At 40.9% G+C, this 10,389-nt stretch carries 10 protein-coding genes; 9 read left to right on the top strand and 1 reads right to left on the bottom strand.

The window, feature by feature from the left end; translation table 11 throughout:
- Positions 1 to 240 (bottom strand): DeoR family transcriptional regulator (locus LD39_RS00285; protein WP_035541565.1); only part of this gene is annotated, 240 nt, incomplete at its 3' end.
- A gap of 240 nt (positions 241 to 480) precedes the next feature.
- Here LD39_RS00285 and LD39_RS00280 point away from each other — a divergent pair.
- The 9 genes from LD39_RS00280 to LD39_RS23850 form a co-directional block, all read left to right on the top strand.
- Positions 481 to 1,953, top strand: coding sequence for a CoA-acylating methylmalonate-semialdehyde dehydrogenase (locus LD39_RS00280; RefSeq protein ID WP_035541562.1), 1,473 nt, complete (start codon positions 481 to 483; stop codon positions 1,951 to 1,953).
- A 2-nt stretch (positions 1,954 to 1,955) separates the two neighbouring features.
- A complete protein-coding gene (gene iolB, locus LD39_RS00275) occupies positions 1,956 to 2,774 on the top strand; it encodes a 5-deoxy-glucuronate isomerase (RefSeq protein WP_035541559.1) in 819 nt (272 codons plus the stop codon).
- On the top strand, positions 2,774 to 3,736 hold the full coding sequence (iolC, locus tag LD39_RS00270; protein ID WP_035541556.1) for a 5-dehydro-2-deoxygluconokinase: 963 nt from the start codon (positions 2,774 to 2,776) through the stop codon (positions 3,734 to 3,736). The genes iolB and iolC overlap by 1 nt, the downstream gene beginning before the upstream one ends.
- 6 nt (positions 3,737 to 3,742) lie before the next feature.
- On the top strand, positions 3,743 to 5,662 hold the full coding sequence (iolD, locus tag LD39_RS00265; protein ID WP_035541554.1) for a 3D-(3,5/4)-trihydroxycyclohexane-1,2-dione acylhydrolase (decyclizing): 1,920 nt from the start codon (positions 3,743 to 3,745) through the stop codon (positions 5,660 to 5,662).
- A gap of 19 nt (positions 5,663 to 5,681) precedes the next feature.
- Positions 5,682 to 6,707, top strand: a complete 1,026-nt coding sequence (locus LD39_RS00260) for a Gfo/Idh/MocA family oxidoreductase (RefSeq protein WP_035541552.1) — start codon at positions 5,682 to 5,684, stop codon at positions 6,705 to 6,707.
- A gap of 7 nt (positions 6,708 to 6,714) precedes the next feature.
- A complete protein-coding gene (gene iolE, locus LD39_RS00255) occupies positions 6,715 to 7,596 on the top strand; it encodes a myo-inosose-2 dehydratase (protein WP_035541549.1) in 882 nt (293 codons plus the stop codon).
- An 18-nt stretch (positions 7,597 to 7,614) separates the two neighbouring features.
- Positions 7,615 to 9,204 (top strand): solute:sodium symporter family transporter, encoded by a 1,590-nt coding sequence (locus LD39_RS00250; RefSeq protein ID WP_035541547.1) that lies wholly within the window; start codon positions 7,615 to 7,617, stop codon positions 9,202 to 9,204.
- Between the two features lie 22 nt (positions 9,205 to 9,226).
- A complete protein-coding gene (gene iolG, locus LD39_RS00245) occupies positions 9,227 to 10,240 on the top strand; it encodes an inositol 2-dehydrogenase (protein ID WP_035541544.1) in 1,014 nt (337 codons plus the stop codon).
- 4 nt (positions 10,241 to 10,244) lie between these two features.
- On the top strand, positions 10,245 to 10,389 hold a 145-nt coding region (locus tag LD39_RS23850), incomplete at its 3' end, for a class II fructose-bisphosphate aldolase (RefSeq protein WP_197061367.1).

Here is a 10,389-nt window from a genome sequence, read left to right as displayed (position 1 = left end):
TTTTCTTTTCTCTTTTAGTTGGCTAATGTTTCGATCCTCATAGTCTTTTGTAACCGATTTATTTTTGTTGTAAACAACCCCTCCATATACCTTCTTTATAGTTGAAGATTTAGCTAATTCATTGATATCTCTTCTGATTGTGTTTAGAGATACTTTGAAGTGTTCTTTCAACTCTTCCAACGATGCCTCGTGTTTGTCTTTTAAATATTCTTCAATTTGGTTAATTCGTTTAACCTTCATGAAGGACCATCCCCCTATTATTTTCCGCTTCCCACCATATGTCCAAAGCATATGGTGGAATATCCGTTATTTGTAGCTATATTGTAGCACAATTCATTGCATATATCATCAAATAAACATAAAAAATTATCAAAAGTTGATCAAAATATATTTAACACTTGACTATTATGTGATTGATTGATAATCTTTATTCATAACTTAATCACTTTTCTGAAAACGATTAATCGAGGAGGATGTAAAATGCCAGAAACTAAGATACTTAAAAATTATATCAATGGTGAATGGGTCGAAAGTAAAAGTACTGAAACAATTGATGTCTATAATCCCGCTACTAAAGAAGTCATGGCTCAAGTTCCGCTTTCTACTAAAGAGGAATTAAATCAAGCTGCTCAGGTTGCTGAAGATACCTTCCATGAATGGAAAAACGTCGCTGTTCCTAAGCGTGCTCGTATTCTATTCAAGTTTCAACAAGTGTTGATCGACAATAAAGAAGAGCTTGCGGAAATTATTACGAAAGAAAATGGAAAGAGCCTGAATGAGGCACTTGGTGAAGTACAGCGGGGTATTGAAAATGTAGAATTCGCTGCTGGAGCACCAAGTCTTATGATGGGAGATTCCTTGCCTTCCATTGCAACTGATATCGAAGGTACCAACTACCGTTACCCTGTCGGTGTTGTCGGCGGTATTACTCCGTTCAACTTTCCAATGATGGTCCCTTGCTGGATGTTCCCGATGGCAATTGCGACAGGTAATACATTTGTATTGAAGCCATCAGAAAAAACTCCACTACTCATTGAAAAAATTGTTGAGCTGCTGGAAGCTGCCGGTTTGCCGAATGGTGTATTCAATGTCGTAAACGGAGCACATGATGTGGTAAATGGAATTCTTGATAATGAACATATCAAAGCTATCTCCTTTGTAGGTTCAAAACCAGTTGGTGAATATGTCTACAAGAAAGGTACAGACAACCTTAAGCGCGTCCAGGCACTTACTGGAGCCAAAAACCATACGATTGTACTCGACGACGCTAAAGTGGATCAGGCAGTTAAAGAAGTGATCGGTGCAGCATTCGGTTCTGCTGGTGAACGTTGCATGGCAGCAGCAGTCATAACTGTTCAGGAAGGTATCTATGATGATTTCATTCAGAAACTTAAGACGGAAACGGAAAACATCAAAATGGGCAACGGACTGGATGAAGGCGTATTCCTTGGCCCCGTGATTAGAGAAGAAAATAAAGATCGCACCATCCAATACATTGAAGAAGGTGAAAAAGAAGGTGCCAATCTTCTTCTTGACGGGCGTGAGAATTGTTCCAACGAAGGCTATTTTGTAGGACCGACTATTTTTGAAGATGTTAAAACAGATATGAAGATTTGGAAAGATGAAATCTTTGCACCTGTCCTGTCCATTGTCAAGGTGAAAGATTTGAAAGATGGTATTAAAGTCGCCAATCAATCAGAATTTGCAAATGGTGCCTGCCTGTTCACGGACAGTGCTTCAAGTGTACGTTATTTCCGTGAAAATATCGATGCAGGCATGTTGGGGATCAACCTGGGAGTACCTGCTCCAATGGCAATCTTTCCGTTCTCCGGCTGGAAATCTTCCTTCTTTGGTTCCCTTCATGCTAATGGAAAAGATGGTGTAGAGTTTTACACAAGAAAAAAAGTTGTGACAGCGCGTTATCAGGAACCAGAATTTTCTGAGGAGGGTTAATAGTGGCTGATCTATTATATAAAAGAAGAGAATTAAAGTTATCCGAAGGGGTAACTTTAATTCAAGATTTGAACAAATCAAACACAGGACTTGAATATGTGCAATTTAAAGTAATTGAAATGGAAGAAGGTGCTGAGTACGAAGAAAATCTTGATAGTACGGAACTGTGTGCTGTTGTACTGACAGGAAATGTGGACGCCGATGTCGATGGGGAAACTTACTCAGACCTGGGGACTAGAGAATCCGTTTTTGACAAAAAGCCGACAGATAGCATTTATGTACCTTCCACCAAAAACTTTAAAGTCAAATCTAACAAACATGCAAAACTGGCTCTATGTTACTCAAACTCTACTAAAGTATTGGACACGAAAGTAATTCGTGCGGCAGACAATGATATTGAAGAACGGGGGAAGTACTCCAATCAAAGACTTGTCCACAATATATTGCCTGATTATGTAGATATCCCTGAAAATCTTTTGGTAGTAGAGGTGTATACAGACAGTGGAAACTTTTCGAGCTATCCCCCACACAAACATGACCAAGATAATCTCCCTGAAGAATCGATGCTGGAGGAAACCTACTATCATGAAGTGAATCCAGAACAAGGATTTGTATTTCAGAGAGTATATACCGATGATCGTGCCTTAGATGAAACGATGGCTGTCGAGAACCAGGATTGTGTTTCTGTACCGAAAGGCTATCACCCGGTAGGAGTCCCGGATGGGTATGACCTTTACTATCTAAATGTTATGGCTGGGCCAAAGAGGAAATGGAAGTTTCATAATGATAAAGACCACGAATGGATTTTAGAGAGGGGTTAATGATGAAAAAACTGGACTTAATAACATTTGGCAGAGCAGCTATTGATTTAAATGCCACAGAATATAATCGTCCAATGGAAGAATCGATGACTTTTACCAAATATGTTGGAGGATCACCTGTAAATATAGCAATTGGAACTTCTAAACTGGGATTGAATGTCGGGATGATCGCGAAAGTATCTGATGACCAGCATGGTAACTTCGTAGTAGATTATATGAATGAATCAGGAGTGGACACGCAATACGTTAAGAAAGATACAGAAGGCAGGAAAATTGGTCTTACCTTCACGGAAATCAAGAGCCCGGAAGAGTGTAGCATCTTAATGTATCGTGACAATGTAGCGGACCTTTATTTAAGCGTTTCGGACTTTGATGACGACTATATTAAAAGTGCCAACACACTCCTTGTTTCCGGTACATCTTTGAGTCAGTCTCCATCAAGAGAAGCGGCGCTGCATGCGGTTGATGTGGCTAAAAGAAATGGTGTTGAAGTAATTTTTGAGTTGGATTATCGCCCTTATACATGGAAAAGCAAAGACGAGACTGCTGTTTATATGACAGCGGTTGCAAGAATGGCGGATATCGTCATTGGCACAAGAGATGAATTCGACGTGATGGAAAATGGGGAAAGTAACACCGATGAAGAAACGGTAAAACAGCTCTTGGAACACTCCGCACACTTGATTATCGTCAAACATGGCGTAAAGGGATCAAGAGCTTTCACCGATGATGGGGAAGTTATTGAAGGTACCATTTACAAAACCAAAGTGTTAAAAACGTTCGGTGCAGGCGACTCTTTTGCCTCTGGTTTCATTTATGCGATGAAAAACGATAAAAGCATTAAAGAAGCATTACAGTATGGCAGCGCAGCTGCTTCTATCGTGGTATCTAAGCATAGCTCATCAGATGCGATGCCAACAGTCGCAGACATTGAAAACTTAATGAATAGTCATGAAGGGTGAGTTTTCATGTCAAAAAAAATCAAATTAACTACTTCACAGGCACTTGTGAAGTTTTTGAATAATCAGTATATCCATTTCGATGGTGAGGAATCTCCGTTTGTCGAAGGAGTTTTTAACATTTTCGGTCATGGAAACGTGCTTGGACTCGGTCAGGCTCTCCAGGAGAATGCGGGAGATCTGAAAGTCATTCAAGGTAAGAATGAGCAAGGTATGGCGCACGCTGCTGTAGCTTTTTCAAAAGAAAACTTCAGAAGAAAAATCTTTGCTGTCACTTCTTCTGTAGGACCTGGCTCCGCAAACCTAGTAACAGCCAGTGCGACGGCATTAGCTAATAACCTGCCAGTTCTATTCCTGCCAGGTGACACGTTTGCAACTCGTCAGCCTGATCCGGTGTTGCAGCAGATTGAACAGCTGCACAGCCATAGAATCACCACTAATGACGCTCTGCAGCCTGTATCCCGTTACTGGGATAGGGTTGAAAGACCTGAACAGCTGATGTCAGCGCTACTGCGCGCTTTTGAAGTAATGACGAATCCTGAAACTGCTGGTCCTGTCACGCTATCAATTGCCCAGGATGTGGAAGGTGAGTCGTTTGAATATGAGGAGTCCTTCTTCCGAAAAAGAATTCATTACGTTGATCGTGTCGTACCATCTGAAGCAGCACTAGAACGAGCGAAGGAAGCGATCCGTACCTCGAAGAAACCGCTTATTGTTGTAGGCGGCGGAGCGAAGTACTCCCTGGCAGGCAAAGAAATCGCTAATTTTTCACAAAAGTACAAAGTGGCGCTTGCCGAAACACAGGCAGGGAAATCCACTGTATCTTCTGATCATCCATATAATATGGGAGGGCTTGGAGTCACTGGAACCTTGGCTGCAAACAAGGCTGCTAAAGAAGCTGACTTAATCATTGGTATTGGTACAAGGTATACCGATTTCACTTCCTCTTCCAAAACAGCATTCAATTTTGATGAGTCGACATTCATTAATATTAATGTCAGCAGGATGCAAACGTATAAGATGGATGCCATACAGCTGGTGGGCGATGCGAAAGCAACCGTTGAACGTCTTGATGATCTGTTGAACGGTTATGAAAGCGAATTTGGTAAACAGCTGGAAAGCTACAAAAATGAATGGCTGGACGAACGAAAGAGATTAGGCGAAATAATCGTTGATTTCGATAATGAAGCTTATACACCGGAAATCAGTGATGCTTTCGGCCACGAAAAACTCAAGGATTATGCCAATGCATTAGAAACAACTTATCCTCAGACTAATGCATTGATTAAAGTAAATAATTTGATCGATCCTTCCAGTTACGTTGTCACTTCTGCTGGTTCTCTGCCAGGGGACATGCACCGGTTGTGGAATCCAACCGTGGAAAACACCTACCATGTCGAATACGGCTACTCAACGATGGGTTATGAAATAGCGGGCGCTTTAGGCGTAAAAATAGCCCATCCGGATAAAGAGGTCTATAGCATGGTTGGGGATGGAAGCTTCTTAATGCTTCATACAGAAATGGTGACCGCTCTTCAATATGGATACAAGCTGAATATCGTACTCTTTGACAACTCTGGTTATGGATGCATTAATAACCTTCAAATGGGGCACGGGAGTGACAGCTACTGTACAGAATTCACCAAATCTGATGGCAGTATTCTTACCGTGGATTATGCGAAAGTAGCAGAAGGTTATGGCTTTGATACATTCAGAGCCAAAAATGATCAGGAACTGGAAGAGGCGATCAAGCAAGCACAACAAAGTGAAAATTCCACATTGATTGATATAAAAGTATTGCCCAAGACGATGACAGATGGTTATGAGAGCTTCTGGAATGTTGGGATCTCGGAACATTCCGCTAATGAAAACGTCATGGACAAAGTAAAAGAAGTGGTTAGCATGAGAACCAAGGCTAAACAATATTAAGAGAAAAAGAGTGAGATAAATGAGAACAATTAAAATTGGTGTCGCTGGATTAGGCCGTCTAGGCCTGGTCCATGCGGACAATATTTACAACATGAAGCATGCAGAGTTGACGGCCATTTCCAATTTGGATGAAGAAGTCAATAAGGAAGTACAGCACAGATATGATGTTCCTTATGCATATACACAGTATGAAGAGATGGTTAAAAATAAAGAATTAGACGCCGTGTGTATTGTGACGCCTTCCGGTTTTCATACCGAACATATTCAAATGGCTCTGGAGCATAACCTCCATGTGTTCTGCGAGAAACCGATTGGTTTGGATGTTGAAGATATTAAGCGTACATGTCAGGTAATCGACCAAAGTGACCGGATATTCCACTTAGGATTTATGCGTAGATATGACGCCGATTATTTATATACGAAAGAAATGATCGATAACGGAGAGATTGGTGATATTTCCATTATTCGTTCTTATGGAATCGATCCGATTGCCGGACTGGACAGCTTTGTAAAATTTGCTAAAAAGAGCCCAAGCGGCGGCATTTATCTGGATATGAGTGTCCACGACATCGACGTTATTCGCTGGTTTACCAATTCTGAAATCAAAAAAGTTTGGGCAACGGGCAATAACAAAGCAGCTCCTGAACTGGATGAATTGAATGAAGTGGAAATTGGTACCGTGACCATGCAACTTGAAAATAATGTAACCGCTTTTTTGGTGGGAGGACGTACAGCCAGCCACGGGTACCACGTTGAAACAGAAGTTATCGGTACCAAAGGGATGGCCCGGATTGCTGCAACCCCTGATAAAAACAAAGTAACCGTCTTTAATAATAATGGGGTGGTCAGACCAACATCTCAAAGCTTTCCGGAACGTTTCAGGGAGGCCTATGTGGATGAAATCAAGGATTTTGTTAGATGCATTCGTGAACAGACGAAACCGGGAGTTTCAGCTGAAGACGGGTTAAGAAGTACAGAAGTCGCGCTTGCATGCCAAAAGTCCTTCGATGAGGAGAACCTGGTAGAACTTAAATACGAAGGGTGATTAGAAAATGGACAATATTAAGTTGGGCTGCGCCCCTATTGCCTGGACGAATGATGACATGCCTGAATTGGGAGCAGAGAATTCCTTTGAACAATGCATCAGTGAAATGGCACTGGCGGGATATAAAGGAACGGAAATTGGTAACAAATATCCGAAAGACCCAGAAACTTTAAAAAAATACCTGGAGATCAGAGGGTTGGAAGTTGCAAGTGCCTGGTTCAGTGCCTTCTTGATAACTCAGAATTTTGAAGAAGTAAAAAAAGCTTTCCTTGAACACAGAGACTTTCTCCATGCGATGGGAGCGGAAGTGATTGTAGTGTCTGAACAAGGGAACAGCATTCAGGGGCAGATGGATACCCCGCTGTTCGATCAAAAACCGACTTTTACTGAGGAAGAATGGAAGCGATTCACTTCGGGGCTGAAGAAACTAGGGGAACTGGCTAATGAAAAAGGGATGACATTAGTCTATCACCACCATATGGGAACCAGTGTCCAGACAACTGAGGAAATCGATAGACTTATGGAAGAAACAGATCCCGAAAAAGTCAGTTTGCTGTACGACACCGGGCATCTCGTTTTCTCTGGTGAAGACCCTCTTTATATATTGGATAAATATTTTGATAGAATCAAGCATGTCCATTTCAAAGACATCAGAAAAGAGATTGCCAGTGAAGTAATCGATAAGAAAGACAGTTTTCTTACCGGCGTAAAGAAAGGCGCTTTTACTGTACCGGGTGATGGATTTATTGATTTTAAGCCGATCATGGATTATTTAATAACGAACAATTATCATGGGTGGGTTGTTGTCGAAGCTGAACAGGATCCTAGTATATGCAATGCATTCGAGTATTCGTTAAAAGCGAAACGTTATATCGACAGTTTAATCTAGAACAAAAGGGGAAGGAATATGAATTGGTTTGCTATTTTTAGTTTCGCAGCCATTTTATTGGCTATTTACCTTTACGCTTATTACAGAAGTAGAAACGTGGATACCCATGATTCAGAAGGATATTTTTTAGGGGGGCGTTCGCTGGTAGGAACGACTGTTGGAATGTCTATTGTTATGACAAACCTATCAACAGAACATCTCGTCGGTCAGAACGGGCAAAGTTATGTAGCCGGAGTAGAAGTGATGGCTTGGGAAGTCACAGCTTCTATAGCAATTGTCATGCTCGCTTGGGTTTTCCTTCCAAAGTATTTAAAATACGGGGTAAACACAATATCTGATTTTATTGAAGTTAGATATGACACTATGACAAAAAGGATTGTATCTATTCTATTTATGTTTACATACACGGTCAGTTTTATGCCGGTTGTATTATATTCAGGGTCGTTAATTTTTAATGACTTGTTCAATATTGAAGGAGCTCTCGGAGTCTCTTCGATGACAGCTGTGGTAATCGTCGCTACATTTATAGGGATTATAGGTGTTCTCTATTTATTTGTCGGTGGACTGTCGCTGGTAGCGAATAGTGATTCCATTTATGGAATTGGTCTGATTGTAGGCGGACTTTCTATTACGATTTTAGGTCTTATTGCATTAGGTGAAAGCAGTTTTATAAACGGAGTAGACCGTCTTGTGTCTGAATCTTCTGATAAGTTGAATGCATGGGGAGCTGTAGATTCAGAAATTGTTCCTTGGCCGACACTTTTCTTTGGAATGTTTTTTAATAATCTGTATTTCTGGTGTACCAATCAGATGATCGTCCAAAAAGCTTTAGCTGCCAAGAACTTAAAGGAAGCTCAGAAAGGTACCATGCTTGTAGGTTTCTTTAAAATATTTGGAATTTTCTTCCTGGTAATTCCGGGCATCATCGCTTTCAACCTCTTTGGCGGTGAGATGCAAATGGATATGGCATACCCGACTCTCCTTGCTGAGGTACTGCCAAAATGGGCTTATGGAATATTCGGTGCCGTGGTGTTTGGAGCAATCATGAGCTCTTTCATTGGTGCCCTGAATGCAACTGTAACACTGTTCAGTCTTGACTTTTATAAACCTGTTATCAATAAACAAGCGAATAACCGTCAAATCGCAAAAATGGGTAGAATTCTAACCATTGTGGTGGGAATTATTGTTATCGTAATTGCCCCGATGATCTCTTTATTTCCACAAGGGCTGTTTGCAGTAATACAGGAATTCAATGGATTATATAACATGCCTCTACTTGCAATTATTTTAGTCGGGTTTTTCTCGAAGAAAACATCAGCACTAGGTGCGAAACTTACATTTATCTTCCATGTAATCACCTATAGTTTATCGAAGGTACTTCTTGCAGATATCCATTACCTGTATGTATGGAGTGTATTGTTCCTGCTTGATATTGCAATCTTGTACATATTCAGTTCATGGAAGCCTGATAAAGTAGACTTCGAATTTGAAAAGTATACGAATAAAGTAGATTTAACTCCATGGAAACATTCCAAATGGGTGGGAGCAATTATCCTTTTAACTGTTGTAGCCATGTACATCATATTCTCCCCATTGGTATTAGCTTAATTACAGAAAGGAAGTTGTCTTTATGAGCAAAGTCGTAGCAGGCGTTATTGGCGCAGGTAGAATTGGTAAATTACACATCAATAATTTAAAGGTAAATCCGAACGTACGGTTAAAAATGGTTTCTGACCTGTTTGCTGACCAATTACAAGAGTGGTTTAAGGATAGTGGGGTTGAAACGATAACCGAAGATTATAACGATATTTTTGAAGATGAAGAGATTAACACCGTGTTCATCTGCTCACCCACTAGCACACACTCTGACCTGATTAAAATGGCAGCAAAGTCCAACAAACACGTATTCTGTGAAAAGCCGATCAGTTTCGATGATTCGGAAACGCTTGAGGCATATCAAGAAATTAAAAGAGCACGGGTGAAATTCCAAGTCGGATTCAACCGGCGTTTTGACAGGAACTTCAAGGAAATGCAAAGTAGAGTAGGAAGTGGCAAGGTTGGGGACGTCCACGTACTGAAGATTACTTCCAGAGACCCTAACCCCCCGCACCTGGATTATATTGAAACGTCCGGCGGGTTGTTCATGGATATGAGTATTCATGATTTTGATATGGCGAGGTATTTAGTAGGTTCTGAAGTAGTGGAAGTATACGCGAAAGGAACAAACCTGGTTAACCCTGCTATAGCCGAAAAGAATGACATTGATACGGCTGTTATTACGTTAACATTCGAAAACGGGGCACTTGGAGTAATCGATAATAGCAGGGAAGCTGTATATGGGTATGATCAGCGTATTGAAGTGTTCGGCAATGGAGGTGCCCTAGTGGCAGATAATGAAACGGCAACAAATTTGAAGTATTTCCATTCGGATACAGTGGAAATGGATCAGCCGCTACACTTTTTCCTTGAAAGATATAATGACTCGTTCATACGGGAAACTGAGGACTTTGTAGATAGTATTGTCAACGATAGAGAAACGGAAGTGGTATTTAAAGACGGTATTATGGCCCAGAGAATCGCACAGGCTGCCAGAGAATCATACGAAAGTGGAAAACCTGTGAAAGTTAACCATGGAGTAGGGTGATGAGATGTATAATATTTTAGATGATGCATTTGAAAAAAGGTATGCTGTTCCGCAATTCAATATGAATGGATTGATCTGGCTTGAATCTATCCTGAAAACAGCAGAGAAATGCAAAGCCCCAGTAATTGTGGGCACAACAGATAAAATCG

The organism is Halobacillus sp. BBL2006 (genome assembly GCF_000786645.1).
Lineage (GTDB): Bacteria > Bacillota > Bacilli > Bacillales > Halobacillaceae > Halobacillus.
This window is presented reverse-complemented; position numbering and strand designations above follow the sequence as displayed.